Source organism: Pantoea sp. WEP (assembly GCF_041678305.1).
GTDB classification, from domain to species: Bacteria; Pseudomonadota; Gammaproteobacteria; order Enterobacterales; family Enterobacteriaceae; genus Pantoea; species Pantoea dispersa.
Genome location: NZ_JBGNXB010000001.1, coordinates 2,345,143 through 2,359,623 on the forward strand (window position 1 = coordinate 2,345,143; position 14,481 = coordinate 2,359,623).

Annotated in this window: 15 protein-coding genes; 9 read left to right on the forward strand and 6 right to left on the reverse strand. The window is 57.8% G+C overall.

Annotated elements, in window-relative coordinates; translation table 11 throughout:
• Position 1: 1 nt before the first annotated feature.
• Together thrS and ABVR31_RS10800 are read right to left on the reverse strand one after the other, a co-directional pair.
• A complete protein-coding gene (thrS, locus tag ABVR31_RS10795; protein ID WP_372772726.1) occupies positions 2–1,930 on the reverse strand; it encodes a threonine--tRNA ligase in 1,929 nt (642 codons plus the stop codon).
• Positions 1,931–2,176: 246 nt separating this feature from the next.
• Positions 2,177–2,938, reverse strand: coding sequence for a YdiY family protein (locus tag ABVR31_RS10800; protein WP_031279185.1), 762 nt, complete (start codon positions 2,936–2,938; stop codon positions 2,177–2,179).
• A 332-nt stretch (positions 2,939–3,270) separates the two neighbouring features.
• On the opposite strand from ABVR31_RS10800, the gene ghoS reads away from it, so the two are divergent.
• On the forward strand, positions 3,271–3,561 hold the full coding sequence (gene ghoS, locus ABVR31_RS10805) for a type V toxin-antitoxin system endoribonuclease antitoxin GhoS (RefSeq protein ID WP_058757672.1): 291 nt from the start codon (positions 3,271–3,273) through the stop codon (positions 3,559–3,561).
• 90 nt (positions 3,562–3,651) lie between these two features.
• Positions 3,652–4,545, forward strand: a complete 894-nt coding sequence (locus ABVR31_RS10810; RefSeq protein WP_058757671.1) for a fructosamine kinase family protein — start codon at positions 3,652–3,654, stop codon at positions 4,543–4,545.
• A 4-nt stretch (positions 4,546–4,549) separates the two neighbouring features.
• On the opposite strand, the gene ABVR31_RS10815 is transcribed toward ABVR31_RS10810, so the two are convergent.
• Positions 4,550–5,086, reverse strand: a complete 537-nt coding sequence (locus ABVR31_RS10815; RefSeq protein ID WP_021506254.1) for a YniB family protein — start codon at positions 5,084–5,086, stop codon at positions 4,550–4,552.
• Between the two features lie 144 nt (positions 5,087–5,230).
• Between ABVR31_RS10815 and hxpB the strand changes: the two genes are divergently transcribed.
• From hxpB to ABVR31_RS10835, 4 genes are all read left to right on the forward strand, one after another.
• On the forward strand, positions 5,231–5,899 hold the full coding sequence (gene hxpB, locus ABVR31_RS10820; RefSeq protein WP_127833963.1) for a hexitol phosphatase HxpB: 669 nt from the start codon (positions 5,231–5,233) through the stop codon (positions 5,897–5,899).
• A 201-nt stretch (positions 5,900–6,100) separates the two neighbouring features.
• On the forward strand, positions 6,101–6,688 hold the full coding sequence (locus tag ABVR31_RS10825; protein ID WP_104186796.1) for a metal-dependent hydrolase: 588 nt from the start codon (positions 6,101–6,103) through the stop codon (positions 6,686–6,688).
• Between the two features lie 186 nt (positions 6,689–6,874).
• The gene (locus tag ABVR31_RS10830; protein WP_021506257.1) at positions 6,875–8,266 is read left to right on the forward strand and encodes an L-cystine transporter; all 1,392 of its coding nucleotides are present in this window, start codon (positions 6,875–6,877) and stop codon (positions 8,264–8,266) included.
• Positions 8,267–8,462: 196 nt separating this feature from the next.
• Complete coding sequence (locus tag ABVR31_RS10835) at positions 8,463–8,849, forward strand: DUF6515 family protein (protein ID WP_372772731.1); 387 nt, start codon at positions 8,463–8,465, stop codon at positions 8,847–8,849.
• Positions 8,850–8,903: 54 nt separating this feature from the next.
• Here ABVR31_RS10835 and osmE read toward each other — a convergent pair whose 3' ends face one another.
• Positions 8,904–9,239 (reverse strand): osmotically-inducible lipoprotein OsmE, encoded by a 336-nt coding sequence (gene osmE / locus ABVR31_RS10840; RefSeq protein WP_021506259.1) that lies wholly within the window; start codon positions 9,237–9,239, stop codon positions 8,904–8,906.
• Positions 9,240–9,431: 192 nt separating this feature from the next.
• Between osmE and ABVR31_RS10845 the strand changes: the two genes are divergently transcribed.
• The 3 genes from ABVR31_RS10845 to cho all read left to right on the forward strand — a co-directional run bounded on the left by ABVR31_RS10845 (position 9,432) and on the right by cho (position 12,539).
• The gene (locus ABVR31_RS10845; protein ID WP_278426496.1) at positions 9,432–10,622 is read left to right on the forward strand and encodes a multidrug effflux MFS transporter; all 1,191 of its coding nucleotides are present in this window, start codon (positions 9,432–9,434) and stop codon (positions 10,620–10,622) included.
• Between the two features lie 117 nt (positions 10,623–10,739).
• The gene (gene nadE / locus ABVR31_RS10850; RefSeq protein WP_021506261.1) at positions 10,740–11,567 is read left to right on the forward strand and encodes an ammonia-dependent NAD(+) synthetase; all 828 of its coding nucleotides are present in this window, start codon (positions 10,740–10,742) and stop codon (positions 11,565–11,567) included.
• A 111-nt stretch (positions 11,568–11,678) separates the two neighbouring features.
• Complete coding sequence (gene cho / locus ABVR31_RS10855; RefSeq protein WP_058757668.1) at positions 11,679–12,539, forward strand: excinuclease Cho; 861 nt, start codon at positions 11,679–11,681, stop codon at positions 12,537–12,539.
• 78 nt (positions 12,540–12,617) lie between these two features.
• On the opposite strand, the gene spy is transcribed toward cho, so the two are convergent.
• Positions 12,618–13,112 carry an ATP-independent periplasmic protein-refolding chaperone Spy gene (gene spy, locus ABVR31_RS10860; RefSeq protein ID WP_288422553.1) on the reverse strand — a complete coding sequence of 165 codons (495 nt, stop codon included), beginning with the start codon at positions 13,110–13,112 and terminating at the stop codon, positions 12,618–12,620.
• Positions 13,113–13,447: 335 nt separating this feature from the next.
• The gene (gene astE, locus ABVR31_RS10865) at positions 13,448–14,443 is read right to left on the reverse strand and encodes a succinylglutamate desuccinylase (protein ID WP_058757667.1); all 996 of its coding nucleotides are present in this window, start codon (positions 14,441–14,443) and stop codon (positions 13,448–13,450) included.
• Positions 14,444–14,481 lie beyond the last annotated feature (38 nt).

Consider the following 14,481-nt stretch of genomic DNA (forward strand, 5'->3'; position numbering starts at 1 on the left):
CTTATTCCTCTAATTGGTGAAGATGTCGGCTGCGAATCTCTTGTTGCAGCTTCTCAACAAACACATCTACGTCCATGCTCCCGAGGTCTTTACCACGGCGGGTGCGCACGGCAACTTTGCCTGCTTCCACCTCTTTCTCACCGCAGACCAGCATGTAAGGGACGCGACGTAATGTGTGCTCGCGGATTTTAAAGCCTATCTTCTCGTTTCTCAAGTCTGCTTTGACACGAATGCCAGCATTCTGCAATTTCTTTGTCAATTCACTGACATATTCTGCCTGGCCGTCGGTGATATTCATCACCACTGCCTGTACCGGCGCCAGCCAGCTCGGGAAGAAACCGGCGAACTCTTCGGTCAGAATCCCGATGAAGCGCTCCATCGAACCCAGAATCGCACGGTGAATCATCACTGGCGTCTGACGGTCGTTGGTTTCGCCCACGTAGGTGGCGTCCAGACGTTTCGGCAGGGAGAAGTCTAGCTGAACGGTGCCGCACTGCCAGGCGCGGTCAAGACAATCGTGCAGCGTAAACTCAATTTTCGGGCCGTAGAAGGCGCCTTCACCCGGCTGATATTCGAACGGAATGTTGTTCTCTTTCAGCGCTTCGGCGAGGTCCACTTCGGCACGATCCCACATCTCATCGCTGCCAATGCGCTTCTCAGGGCGCGTCGACAGTTTCACCACGATTTTTTCAAAACCGAAGGTGCTGTACATGTCATAGACCATGCGGATGCAGCTGTTCACTTCATCACGCACCTGATCTTCAGTACAGAAGATGTGGGCGTCATCCTGGGTAAAGCCGCGCACGCGCATCAGACCGTGCAGCGCACCTGACGGCTCATTACGGTGACAGCTACCGAACTCCGCCATACGCAGCGGCAGGTCGCGGTACGATTTCAGACCCTGGTTAAAGATCTGCACGTGACCCGGACAGTTCATCGGTTTGATGCAGTATTCACGGTTCTCTGAAGAGGTGGTGAACATCGCTTCTTTGTAGTTATCCCAGTGCCCGGTTTTTTCCCACAGCACGCGGTCCATCATGAACGGACCTTTCACTTCCTGGTAGTCGTACTCTTTCAGCTTGGTGCGCACAAACACTTCCAGCTCGCGGAAGATGGTCCAGCCGTCATTGTGCCAGAATACCATACCCGGTGCTTCTTCCTGCATGTGGTAGAGATCGAGCTGCTTACCGATTTTACGGTGATCGCGCTTCGCGGCCTCTTCCAGACGCTGCAGATACGCCGCCAGCTGTTTCTTATCTGCCCAGGCCGTACCGTAAATACGCTGCAGCATTTTGTTGTCGCTGTTGCCGCGCCAGTAGGCTCCGGAGATTTTCTGCAGTTTAAAATGATGGCAGAAACGCATATTCGGCACGTGCGGACCGCGGCACATGTCGATGTATTCTTCATGATGATACAGGCCAGGACGATCGTCATAGCTGATGTTTTCGTCAAGAATAGTGGTTTTGTAGCTTTCGCCCCGCGCGGCAAACACGTCACGCGCTTCCTGCCAGCTCACCTTCTTCTTCACGACGTCGTAATTGGTCTCAGCCAGCTGGTGCATGCGCTTTTCCAGCAGCTCAAGATCTTCCTGGGTCAGCGTATGGTCGAGATCGACATCATAATAGAAGCCGTTATCGATAACCGGACCGATGGCCATTTTGGTATTCGGCCACAGCTGTTTGATCGCATGCCCTAACAGGTGCGCACAGGAGTGACGAATAATTTCCAGACCGGCTTCATCTTTCGCGGTGATGATGGCGACCTGCGCATCGCTGGTGATCGGATCAACCGCATCCACCAGTTCGCCATTGACGCGACCGGCAATGCAGGCTTTCGCCAGACCCGGACCGATATCCAGCGCAATGTCCATCACGCTGACCGGACGGTCAAATACGCGCTGGCTGCCATCAGGAAGAGTAATTACTGGCATTTCATATCCTTAATTGCAGTGGTAAGCCACACGAAAGCCTACATGCAACACTGAGTTTTGTTTGGTTAACCTGGCGCGATGTCAGACCCACACTGTCGGAATGACGCCAGGCGCGTAAAGCGGCAACGATGATAACAGCTTTCCGCAGTGAGCAAAACCCGCGAAGAAATGCGCTAAGCCAAAGAGAGATCAAAAAAAAACGCCGCGCGGCACAGGCCGGGCGACGGTGTAACAATGCGCTCTGGTTTACATCGCGTAAGAGAGCTGGACCGTGGTTTTGGTGTCGGTACGGTCTGGCGCAGATTCTGGCGGATTGTTATTCCAGGTGACGTTGTAGCCCAGTTTCAGCGCGAAGTGGTCGTTGATCGCCACCTGCAGTGCGGTTTCGGAGTTCAGCGTGGTGTCTTCACCAAAGCTGCTCAGCACCGACACACCCTGGATGAATTTGGTGGTGTCAGTCAGCTGCCACTGGTAGCTCAGCGCGCCGTAGCCCAGTGCTTTGGTTTCGTGGCCGCCATCGTGGAAGTCATCGTAACGTACACCCGGACCGAATTCAGCACGCAGCGAGTGCACCGGACCGTTGAGGATCTGACGACCGTAACCGGCGGTCAGGACATCGCGTGAATCATAACCGTTCAGGCGGTCGCTCAGCCAGCTCGCCTGACCGAACAGGTAGTCAGCGCTGTTGAGGTTGTAACGGCTACGGCCACCGATGTTATAGGTTTCCGACGAGCGCTCATCGTTGGATGAGGTATTCGCGGCGTTACCCCACAGGCTGTACGCCGTTGAGGTCTGATACCAGGTCATGCTGGTTGACGCGGTCAGCGATGAGCTGGTGGTGTTACCGGTCTGTGCCAGGTAACCGGCTGACGCGGTGCCTTCAAACGGTTTTTTTGCCGTAGAAGGGTCATCCATTGAGGTGAAGACAGCGTTATCTGCAAAGGCCTGGTGACAAAATGCTCCGGCGGAGAGCAACAAAACAGCGGACAGCTTATTGAAGGCTTTCATTAAAAGGTAACCCGTACGACAGTTGAAAAAGAGATGAGTCTGGAGAATTTTCCCGGGCAATCAATGCAATTTACGGTAAGTTTTGTAAAAAAGTATGAAAGCACCAGAATCGCCAGGTTTTGCGCTGGCACCGCTTGTGGATTGGGAATCTTCCCATTTCCGGCGCGCATTATAGGCGGCAAATAACCAAATAACAGCTTAAATGCTACAAGAATTTTCTGCCGACCCTGACAGGACTTTACGCTGTGCGCCGCCGGGCGATTGTGCAGAATTCGCTCTATCGCAGGCGCTGGTCTACGCTGAAATCTGTTCGATAACAATGAGGTGAAAAGATGAGCGATCATGATCTCAAGCGTTACGTTGTCACCTTCCGTTATCAGGAAAGGGGTCTCGGCGATCTGCAGGCGCTGAATAGCGCGATGGTTAACGGCGGTTATAGCACCACGTTACACGATGCGGACGGCCATCCGCACGAGCTGGGCACCAACAGCTTTGGCATTGTCAGTGCGCTGGAGGAGCAGGCGCTGGCGGAACACGCCGCCGGGCTGGCGGCAGTGGCGCTTGATCAGCAGCCGGACGCTGATGTCACCACGCTGGAAGCGTTTCTCAAAGCGCAAGCCTGACGCAATACGCAAATTGCGCATTGCCGCTGGAGTTGTGCAAGTTTTGCGCGTTACAATCGACCTTACGCAGCGAATAAAGAGGATTACCCGATGTGGTCAGCCATTAGTCGTCTGTTAAGCGAGTACGCCGGCGATGCCGAAATCACGGAACGTCATGAGTTGCCCGGTGGCGATATTCATCCGGCGTGGCGCCTGCGCTACGGTGAACTGGAGGTGTTCGTCAAATGCAACACGCGCGACATGCTGACGCTGTTCAGCTGGGAAGCCGACCAGCTTGATCTGCTGGCGCGCACCCACACGGTACGCGTGCCGAAGGTCTACGGCGTCGGTAACGATCGTGACACCAGCTTTCTGCTACTGGAATACATTCCCCCGCAGCCACTCGACGCCCAAAGCGCATTCCAGCTCGGCCAGCAGCTGGCCCATCTGCACCAGTGGAGCGAGCAACCGCAGTTTGGTCTCGACTTCGACAACAACATTACCACCACGCCGCAACCCAACAGCTGGTTACGCAAATGGTCGGTGTTTTTCGCCGAACAGCGCATCGGCTGGCAGCTGCAGCTGGCGGCGGAGAAAGGCGTGCACTACGGTGACATGGAGTTGATCGTGGATTGCGTGCAGCGCAGCCTCGCTAATCACCATCCGCAACCGTCGTTACTGCATGGTGATTTGTGGCCGGCCAACTGCGCCGGCAGCGCCAGTGGCCCGTGGCTGTTCGATCCCGCCTGCTACTGGGGCGATCGCGAATGCGACCTGGCGATGCTAAGTTACTACGCCGATCTGCCGCGCCAGATTTACGAAGGGTATCATGCAGTGTGGCCGCTGCCGGAAGGCTTCTCGCAGCGTCAGCCGGTGTATCAGCTCTACTATCTGCTCAACCGCGCCAACGTCTTTGGCGGCAACTGGGCCGGCGAAGCGCAATTCGCTATCGGCCAGTTGCTGGAGGAGGATGCGCTGGGCCAGCGCCAGGTCAGACCGGCCTGACGCCTTACAGCATGCCGAGCAGTTTCAACACGAAGTAACCGGCCACGGCGATGATCACCGGCAGAATGTACAGCGGAAAAATCTGCAGCAAAATGGTGTGGCGCGGCACATGGATTTTCTCTTCCAGCTGCGCCCGCGTGCGCCCTTCGCTGCCCTTCGCCTGTTCCAGAATCATCTGGTCTTCAATGCCTTCTTTGATATGGCGCGCCTGACGCCACATGCGTGCGCCCGAGGCCTGCAAAGCGATGCCCACGAATATCAGGATATAGATCAGCCAGAAGCCAATATTGGCCCCGCCGTTGAATTCCGGCACCGGCGAATTGTTCCAGAACACATTGAGAAACGGCGTGTTGAACTTAATCATATCCACCATCACATGCACGAAGTCAAGCATCACGGCGTCAATGCCGGGCTGCTTTTCGCTGTGTTTAAACATGAAGCCTAAGATGGAGATAAGGGTGGATAACAGCGCCGGAATAAAAATCACCCAGCCAGCCACTCGCTTGAGGATGGCGATGCGGCCAGCCTGTTGATACGTCATGGTGTCTTCCCTTCACAAACAGTAGTTTTGCCCTAAGTCTACCTGCACTACAGCAAATTTTCCTGAAAAATGCGTAACCTGCCGTAAGTCGGTTTTCGCCGCCGCCCATGTTAAGGTAGGGCAAACTGTCAATGGAGCTGTTGTATGACCTATCGTCGCCCTGTGCTGGCCGCTATTTTTGATATGGATGGCTTACTGATCGATTCTGAACCGCTATGGGATCGCGCCGAGCTGGAGGTGTTTGCCAGCCTGAATGTGGATATTAGCCGCCGCCACGAGCTGCCGGATACACTCGGCCTGCGCATCGATCAAACCGTACGCATGTGGTACGAGGCGCTGCCGTGGAACGGACCGGATCAGGCCGAAGTCACTCAGCGTATTATTGCCCGTGCGCTGGCGCTGGTCGAAGAGACCCGGCCGCTGTTGCCCGGCGTAGAGCAGGCGCTGCAGCTGTGTCAGCAACAGGGCCTGGGGATTGCGCTGGCCTCGGCGTCCCCGCTGGCGATGCTGGAACGCGTGCTGGAGATGTTCAACCTGCGTCACTACTTTAGCGCCCTCGCCTCGGCTGAAGCGCTGCCTTACAGCAAACCGCATCCGCAGGTGTATCTGGATGCTGCGGCAAAGCTGGGGGTTGATCCACTCAACTGCGTGGCGCTGGAAGACTCGTTCAACGGCATGATCGCCAGTAAAGCCGCGCGCATGCGTTCCATCGTGGTGCCTGCCGCCGAACATCGCCACGATGCGCGCTGGGCACTGGCCAATGTGCAACTGGAAAACCTGACGCAGCTGCAGGCGGAACATCTGTTTAACTGATCGCTGTGCATTGCGCGTTACGCCTGGCTGAGGTTTCGCCCGGTTGCCAGGTGCAAAAGTAAGCCAGACCGTTAATTTCCCGCGCTTTTTTCAGGCGCGGGTCAGCAAAAAATTCACTCTTCGTTACAGCGTCACCGTTCTCATTTACTGGATAAATCCCTATACTGGATGCATCGACAGTTTTTGCAGCCAGGTTCCATCATGACGGCCGAAGGCCATATCATTTTTGCCATCGCCAGTGCGATATTTGCCAAACGCGCCGAACTGACGCCGGTGATGACCAGTGCCGACTGGTGGCATCTGGTGCCGGCTGCGCTGCTGACTTGCCTGCTGCCGGATATCGATCACCCTAAATCGGTGCTGGGCCAGCGGCTAAAGTGGCTGTCGCAGCCAATAGCCCGCGCTTTTGGCCATCGCGGCTTTACCCATAGCCTGCTGGCGGTGGCGGTCAGCCTGTGGCTGTTTCAGATTAACGTGCCGGCTGACTGGTTCCTGCCAGCGGATGTCCTGCAGGGCATGACGCTCGGCTATCTGAGCCACATTGTCGCCGATATGCTGACGCCCGCCGGCGTGCCGCTGCTGTGGCCGTGCCGCTGGCGCTTTCGCCTGCCTATCCTCAACAGCCAGCAAGGTAATCAACTGGAGCGCGCGCTGTGCCTCGCTCTGGTGGGCTATGCGCTGTGGTTTCCGCCCGGCATGCCGTCGTTTGGCGCCAACGGCTGGCCGGAGCAGCTGTTCAACAATCTGCAGAACGGCATTGGCCGGCTGGTGAACGGCAGTACGCGCTGATGTATTTATCCTTCTGCCAGCAATTGCTGAAATAATCGCCTTAAATTCCATTTAGTTATAACCCAGACTATTTAGATATATTGTTCCCGCAGGGCCAACTGGTACCATGCCGCGACAGTTACAGAGGATCCCTCTGCTATTTTCGGTTACGCGGCGCGATCGCGTGGCGACCTTCAGGAGTCAACAATGAATATTCCTCTGATCATCAATATCGTGGCATTTGTCGCGCTGCTGATTGCGTTAAACCGCGTCGGCAACCAGAGCTGGAGCCTGTCGAAGCGTGTGCTGACCGGCCTGGTGCTGGGGGTGATCTTTGGCCTGGCACTGCAGGCCATTTATGGCGAAAACAGCCCGGTGGTGAAAGAGTCGATTGGCTGGTTCAACATCGTCGGCAACGGCTATGTTCAGCTGCTGCAGATGATTGTCATGCCACTGGTGTTTGCCTCGATCCTCAGTGCGGTGGCGCGGCTGCATAACGCCTCGTCGCTGGGCAAAATCAGCGTGCTGACCATCGGCGTGCTGCTGTTTACCACCGCCATTTCCGCACTGGTGGGCGTGCTGGTGACCGGCCTGTTCCACCTCAGCGCCGAGGGACTGGTACAGGGCGCGCAGGAAACCGCGCGTCTGAGCGCCATCCAGAGCAACTACGTTGGTAAAGTCGCGGATCTCAGTACGCCGCAGCTGCTGCTCTCCTTTATCCCGAAAAACCCGTTTGCCGATCTGGCCGGTGCCAATCCTACGTCGATCATCAGCGTAGTGATTTTCGCTGCGTTCCTCGGCGTGGCGGCGCTGCAGCTGCTGAAAGATGACAAAGCCAAAGGCGAGCGCGTGCTGGTAGCGATTGACACCCTGCAATCCTGGGTGATGAAGCTGGTCCGTCTGATCATGAAGCTGACGCCGTACGGCGTGCTGGCGCTGATGACCAAAGTGGTTGCCGGTTCCAACCTGCAGGACATCATCAAGCTGGGCGGCTTTGTGGTGGCCTCGTATCTCGGCCTTGCAATCATGTTTGGCGTTCACGCGCTGCTGCTGTCAATCAACGGTATCAACCCGCTGCGCTTCTTCCGTAAAGTCTGGCCGGTGATTACTTTTGCCTTCACCAGCCGTTCCAGCGCCGCCAGTATTCCGCTGAACGTGGAGACACAGACGCGTCGTTTGGGCGTTCCGGAATCCATTGCCAGCTTCTCAGCCTCGTTTGGCGCGACCATCGGCCAGAACGGCTGTGCCGGCCTCTATCCCACCATGCTGGCGGTGATGGTAGCGCCGACCGTGGGTATCAACCCGTTTGACCCGGTATGGATCGCCACGCTGGTCGGTATTGTCACGCTGAGCTCAGCCGGTGTGGCGGGCGTCGGTGGCGGCGCGACCTTTGCCGCGCTGATCGTCCTGCCGGCGATGGGACTGCCGGTCACGCTGGTGGCATTGCTGATCTCCATCGAGCCGCTGATTGATATGGGCCGTACTGCGCTCAACGTTAACGGCTCGATGACCGCCGGTTCACTGACCAGCCGCTGGCTGGGTATGACCGACAAAAAAGTGCTGGAGAGCGACGAACACGCGGAACTGGCGCACCGCTAAGTAACCCGTTTTCCCGTAACGGCAGGCCGCAAAGCCTGCCGTTTTTTTTGCCGTTTTCTGCACTTTTTTCCGCAATCATGGCGCTAACGTCAGGAAAACGTTAAGCATGGTAAACGGAGGCAAAATCGACGGTTTTTTGCTTGAGTTTGCGCGCTGAAAGGCGAATGCTGCGGGGAGTTACCGCAGGAGAACCCCCATGAGAAACGTTATCGCCTCAATGCTGGCGTTAACCCTGATAGCGCCAACTGTAAGTTTTGCTCATCCGTATGGCTGGGGTCCGGGACCCGGCCCGCACTGGGGTGGTCCGGGACCCCGCTGGGGACATCCCGGACCGCTGCGTTTTCTGCCGGAGGCCGCGACCGCCGTGCTGATTGGCGGACTGACCTACTACCTGCTGAACGGTAGCTACTACCAGCGGCAGGGCGACACCTACGTGGTGGTCCAGCCACCGGATGGCCCACCGACCAGCGCCATGCGCGTTCTGGATTACAACGGCAAACGCTATTACGTGCAGGATGGTCACTACTATCAGCGCGAGATCAGCGGCAGCTACATTGAGGTGCCGCGGCCGTATGGGCTGTAAGCGCACAAAGAAAAACGGCCCGTCTGAGACGGGCCGTTTGTTATTCTGCTACCGTTACTGCGCGGCTTGCGGATCGGTATCGTAATCCTTACAGCTCTGGAAGCCGTAGTTCATGACGCGACCGGTGTCGTTATAGCTCACAAAATAAGTCTGCTGTTTGCCATCACGCTCACCAATCACGTAGGTCTGGCAGGTACCCCGTGCGTGAACCATGGTAATCTCGGTTGACGCCGGTCCGGCAATCTGGCGCACCTGTTCACGCGTCATGCCTTTTTTCACATCCTTCACCACAGGCTTAGTCACGTAGCTTTCCGCACGATCGTAAGTTGTACAACCAGACAGGGCTGCCAGCGTCATAGCGGCAGCGATACATCCCAGCACTTTATTCATCTTGTTGTTCCTCATACTTTGTCCATGTCCCACTAAGCCTGGAACATAATTCCAGATTTATCAACTCAATGGCGGTGCTTTCGGTCAGTTCTGAAGCGTCAGGATTACGTAAAGATGCTGTGTTGCCGTCACCGGCTCCGTATAATCGCGGCGCAAGATACATCTTAAAGCCAAAAATAACACAGAGGATCAATGACACCTGCACCCCCTAACCGGCTGGTTTATGCCATCACGCTCGGCCTGCTCGCCGCGCTCGGGCCGCTTTGTATCGATCTCTATCTGCCTGCCCTGCCTGAACTGGCGCGCGACCTCGGTAGCGAAACCGCTACTGCCCAGCTAAGTCTGACCGCCGGTCTGCTGGGGCTGGGCGCCGGTCAGCTGCTGTTTGGACCGATGAGCGATAAGTTTGGTCGTATTCGTCCGCTGCTGCTGTCGCTGGCGCTGCTGTTCATCGCCTCGATTGGCTGTGCGCTGGCGAAGGATATTCACGCTCTGCTGGTGGCGCGCCTGTTTGAAGGGCTGGCCGGTGCCGGCGGCGCGGTGCTGTCGCGTGCCATTGCCCGCGATATGTATAGCGGCCATGAGCTGACGCGCTTTTTTGCCCTGCTGATGCTGGTGAATGGCCTGGCGCCGATTGGTGCGCCGGTGCTGGGCGGTGCGCTGATGACGGTGCTGAACTGGCGCGGCATCTTTGTAGTGCTGGGCGCGATTGCCGTGCTGCTGATTCTGCTGGCGCGCTGGAAGCTGCGCGAAACCCTGCCGGCCGAACGCCGTAGCCAGGGATCGATCTTCTCCGCCTGGGCGGCGCTCGGCCAGGTCATCACCCACCGGCCGTTTATGGGCTTCTGCCTGACGCAGGGCTTCATGATGTCCGGCATGTTTGCTTATATCGGCGCCTCGCCGTTTGTGCTGCAGCAGATTTACGGCCTGTCACCGCAGGCGTTCAGCTTGTGCTTTGCGGCGAACGGTATTGGCCTGGTGATTGCTTCCCAGACCAGCGCCCGGCTCTGTCCGCTGTGGGGCGAATATCGCGTGCTGAAGGGCGGCCTGACGCTGGCGTTTGTCGCCTCCAGCTGCCTGCTACTGGCCGGCGTGAGCGGCGCGCCGCTGCCGCTGGTGCTGGTGGCGCTGTTCTTCACCATCGCCAGTAACGGCGTGATCGCCACCACCGCGTCATCGCTGGCGATGCAGAGCCAGGGCCACCGCGCCGGCAGCGCCTCGGCGGTGATCGGCGTTGCGATGTTCTCGCTCGGCGCGCTCAGCGTACCGATCACCGGCCTTGGCGGCACCTCGGTCATCAGCATGACGGCCACCATCTTTGGCTGCTTTATGCTGGCCATCGTGATGTTCATGCTGCTGGCGCAGAAACCAAAAAGCGCCTGAATTGCCAACAGAAACACCGGACAACAAGCCGTTCGGCTTGTTGTTTTTCTGCGGAGGCGTTAGCTTTAGCACATGATTCGCATTGTGCCGTCAGGCTACCGACTTGAGGAGAGGTTCATGTCACTGCAGCAGGAAATCATTCAGGCCCTGGGTGTTAAACCGGTTATCGACCCGCAGCAGGAGATCCGCGTCAGCGTCGATTTTCTGAAGTCCTATCTGAAAGCCCATCCGTTTATCAAAACCCTTGTGCTCGGCATCAGCGGCGGTCAGGACTCAACGCTGACCGGCAAGCTGGCGCAGACTGCTATCACTGAACTGCGTGAAGAGACCGGCGATCACGACTACAGCTTTATCGCCGTGCGCCTGCCGTATGGCGTGCAGGCTGACGAGCAGGATTGTCAGGATGCGCTGGCATTTATCCAGCCGGATCGCACGCTGGTGGTCAACATCAAAGAAGCGGTACTGGCCAGCGAGCGCGCGCTGCAGGAGGCGGGCATTGCCCTGTCGGATTTTGTGCGCGGCAACGAGAAAGCGCGCGAACGCATGAAAGCCCAGTACAGCATTGCCGGCATGACCAAAGGCGTCGTGGTCGGCACCGATCACGCCGCAGAAGCAGTGACCGGCTTCTTTACCAAGTACGGCGACGGCGGCAGCGACATCAACCCGATTTTCCGCCTCAACAAAGGCCAGGGCAAACAGCTGCTGAAAGCGCTCGGCTGCCCGGAACACCTCTATCTCAAACACCCCACCGCCGATCTGGAGGACGATCGTCCCGGTCTGCAGGATGAAGTGGCGCTGGGCGTAACCTATCAGCAGATTGATGATTTCCTTGAAGGCAAAACCATCGACGCCGACGCGGCGAAAATCATTGAAGGCTGGTACACCAAAACCGAGCATAAACGTCGTCCGCCGATCACCGTGTTCGACGACTTCTGGAAGAAGTAATCCCTGCGGCTTCCCGCTCCCCCGGCGGGAAGCCAGCCTCTTCACGTCCCCGCTGGCGAGAAAACGCGCACGCTGATATACTGTATGCACAACCAGTAAGCGGAGCGTTCTTTGGTCAGACGAGCAAACCGCCATCGCCTCGAATTTGATGCGGCGGCTATCTATCAATATCCCGAACATCTGCGTCAGTGGCTGGAAGGCTTGCCTAATCAGCCAGGCGTTTACACTTTCCACGGTGATAACGACAACCTGCCGCTGTACATCGGCAAGAGTATCAACCTGCGCAGCCGGGTGATGGCCCATTTTCGCACGGCGGATGAAGCCAGCATGCTGCGCCAGGCGCGCCGCGTCAGCTGGATCCCCACCGCCGGGGACGTGGGCGCACAGCTGCTCGAAGCGCAGATGATCAAAACACAGCAGCCGCTGTTCAATAAGCGCCTGCGCAAAAACCGCCAGCTGTGCTCGCTGCAGCTGGGCGATGGCGCACCGCAGGTGGTGTACGCACGCGATCTCGATTTCTCCTCCTCGCCTGACCTGTACGGGTTATTCCGCAGCCGCTTTGCCGCGTTAGAGAAGCTGAAAAGCCTCGCCGATGAGCTGCGCCTGTGTCACGGCCTGCTGGGATTAGAGCGCCTGCAGCCGGGGCGCGGCTGTTTCCGCGCGGCGCTTAAACGCTGTGCCGGTGCCTGCTGCGGGGCGGAACCGCTGGCGGCGCATCAGCAGCGCCTGCTGGCAGGGCTGGAGCAGCTGCGCGTGGTATGCTGGCCGTGGCAGGGCCCGGTGGGTATGGTGGAGCGCGGGACGGAGATGACGCAGATTCACGTCATCGATCACTGGTTCTGGCTGGGATCGGTCAGCAGTGAGCAGGAAGCGCGTCAGCTGCAGCGTGCGCGTCACGGCTTCGACCATGACGGCTACAAAATTCTCTGCCGACCGCTGCTGTCCGGCGTTTATCCGCTGATTGAGCTGTAACGCAAAACCGCCGACGCTGCCCAAAGCAGCGTGTGCAATGGACAACGTCGGCGGTCTCAAACCGGTGAGCTAAACGGCTTATTCGCCATCAGCCGGCGGTGGCGGCATTTTACCGTCATGCGGGCCTTTTTCTGTCAGACGTTCCTCAAAGTTGGCGTTGTACTGCTTCTTCTGGTCTGGCGTCAGCACGTTATAGATCTTGTTCTGGGTTTCCAGCATCTTCAGCGCATGCTCTTTCGCATTGGCGCTCATTTTGTTTGCCTGCGCTTCTGCTTTGGCACGGTCAAAGGTATCGGATGCGATGATGCTGTGGTTAGCACGACGCTCTTCCAGCGATGGACGCTTCATGTCTTTGTGGCTGTCACGCAGGATGTCGCGAATCTGGGTTTTCTGCGCGTCGGTCAGGTTGAGGTCTTTGAACATCATGTCCATGCCGTGGTGGCGCATCGGCTTGTGCATCGGTTTTTCACTGCCCGCTGGCGGCGGCGTCAGGTTGTCAGCCGCAGCATGGACGATATTGGCGGCGCCGAAAGCCATTGCGGTAGCCAGAAACAGGGAGGTCAGTTTACGCATAATATTGTCCTTACTTTTCAGTTTAATGACGACAGCCTGTGTCGCGTCTTCGGAAACAAGCATACGACGCTGAACGTCAACTACTCAGAGGCTGAGTAAAGCCCTGCAAGCATAAAAGACAGTTATCGGGCAATCATGGAGAGATTGCGAAGAAATGCGTGAGGAATTGCAAAAGAGTATGACGATCAAGGGGAAAGCGCAGGAATTAAGGAGGAGTGTAATGGCTTTGTCGGTTTTGCGGAAGGGAAAATGTCGTTAATTTGCGCACGTTCTCTGCTCATCCGTGACCTCTCCCGTTACAGGGAGAGGAGGGATTGCCGGGTAAAGCTTTCGGATTACAACTCCAGCGCCTGGGTCTGCTCACTCTCCTCCACCAGCATCAGCCCGGCGCGCAGGCCCGGTGCCACGTTGGGATTGGGGAACAGCACATATTCACGCGCCTGCTGCACGTAATAGCGCCGCTCACCCTCTTCCGCCAGCAGCGTGCCCTGCGGGAAAGCCGTGAAGTTGAGAGTTTCCGGGCCCATGTGCAGAACAAACTGCTCGCCGTGCCGGGTGATTTGCTGTGCCACGCGATAATGGCGCGGCGTCTCGCGCACCGGCGGCAGCGCCTCACCGTACAGCAGCGCCGCCAGCGCACGCTGCACACCGCTGAACTGCGTGAGATCGTTCTCGCCAAACGGCAGCGCCTTTCCCAGCTCCAGCGTACAACTGGCTGCCGCGTAGTGTTCACAGCTGAAGTGGGTGAAGGTGCCGCCCGGCGCACGGTGAAACACCAGCGCTTCCAGTTCGGCCGCTGCCAGCCAGTGTAAAAAATCTGCTGGCCACGGCTGGCTGTTGAGCGGCATCACGCCAAAGCGCGTATGCCACGAACCGCGAATCGCGGTGTGCAAATCGAGATGCCAGCGAATTTCGTGATCGAGGCACTCGCACCAGAAGTTCTCCAGCGCCTGCTCCAGCTGGAGCGCGCGCTGCGCCTCCGGCACGTCGGCCACCTGTTGCCAGCGGCCACCGAACAGCCGGTTGATATCATAATGCTGGTAGCGTTTGCCGCTGCGCAGCGCCGCCGGGTTGCCGAGGATCACCAGCAGGCGCACGGCCAGCGGTTTTTCCCCCTGCAGCAGCGGCGTCAGCAACAGATTGAGGATCTCCACCGGGGCGGTCTCGTTGCCGTGAATCCCGGCGGAGAGAACCAGCGCCTGCTGCGTAGGCGTATGCGGTGTCAGGGATAGTATGCCCTCATCATGCCACTGCCAGTGCAGGTGGGCGTTACTGCCCTGCCGCTGTGCGGGCGGCCTGCCTGACAAGGTTTGCTGTAAAAAGTCCTGCATGTTCACTCCTTTCTGACACAGGGGGCAACATATTTGCC

Bases quoted from the DNA above. Each gene is read 5' to 3' on its own strand.
- ABVR31_RS10830 (WP_021506257.1), top strand. From the start codon at position 6,875: ATGAATATTCCTCTGATCATCAATATCGTGGCATTTGTCGCGCTGCTG.
- ghoS (WP_058757672.1), top strand. From the start codon at position 3,271: ATGAGCGATCATGATCTCAAGCGTTACGTTGTCACCTTCCGTTATCAG.
- ABVR31_RS10845 (WP_278426496.1), top strand. From the start codon at position 9,432: ATGACACCTGCACCCCCTAACCGGCTGGTTTATGCCATCACGCTCGGC.
- ABVR31_RS10815 (WP_021506254.1), bottom strand. From the start codon at position 5,086: ATGACGTATCAACAGGCTGGCCGCATCGCCATCCTCAAGCGAGTGGCT.
- ABVR31_RS10810 (WP_058757671.1), top strand. From the start codon at position 3,652: ATGTGGTCAGCCATTAGTCGTCTGTTAAGCGAGTACGCCGGCGATGCC.
- spy (WP_288422553.1), bottom strand. From the start codon at position 13,112: ATGCGTAAACTGACCTCCCTGTTTCTGGCTACCGCAATGGCTTTCGGC.
- osmE (WP_021506259.1), bottom strand. From the start codon at position 9,239: ATGAATAAAGTGCTGGGATGTATCGCTGCCGCTATGACGCTGGCAGCC.
- astE (WP_058757667.1), bottom strand. From the start codon at position 14,443: ATGCAGGACTTTTTACAGCAAACCTTGTCAGGCAGGCCGCCCGCACAG.
- nadE (WP_021506261.1), top strand. From the start codon at position 10,740: ATGTCACTGCAGCAGGAAATCATTCAGGCCCTGGGTGTTAAACCGGTT.
- thrS (WP_372772726.1), bottom strand. From the start codon at position 1,930: ATGCCAGTAATTACTCTTCCTGATGGCAGCCAGCGCGTATTTGACCGT.
- hxpB (WP_127833963.1), top strand. From the start codon at position 5,231: ATGACCTATCGTCGCCCTGTGCTGGCCGCTATTTTTGATATGGATGGC.
- ABVR31_RS10825 (WP_104186796.1), top strand. From the start codon at position 6,101: ATGACGGCCGAAGGCCATATCATTTTTGCCATCGCCAGTGCGATATTT.
- ABVR31_RS10835 (WP_372772731.1), top strand. From the start codon at position 8,463: ATGAGAAACGTTATCGCCTCAATGCTGGCGTTAACCCTGATAGCGCCA.
- ABVR31_RS10800 (WP_031279185.1), bottom strand. From the start codon at position 2,938: ATGAAAGCCTTCAATAAGCTGTCCGCTGTTTTGTTGCTCTCCGCCGGA.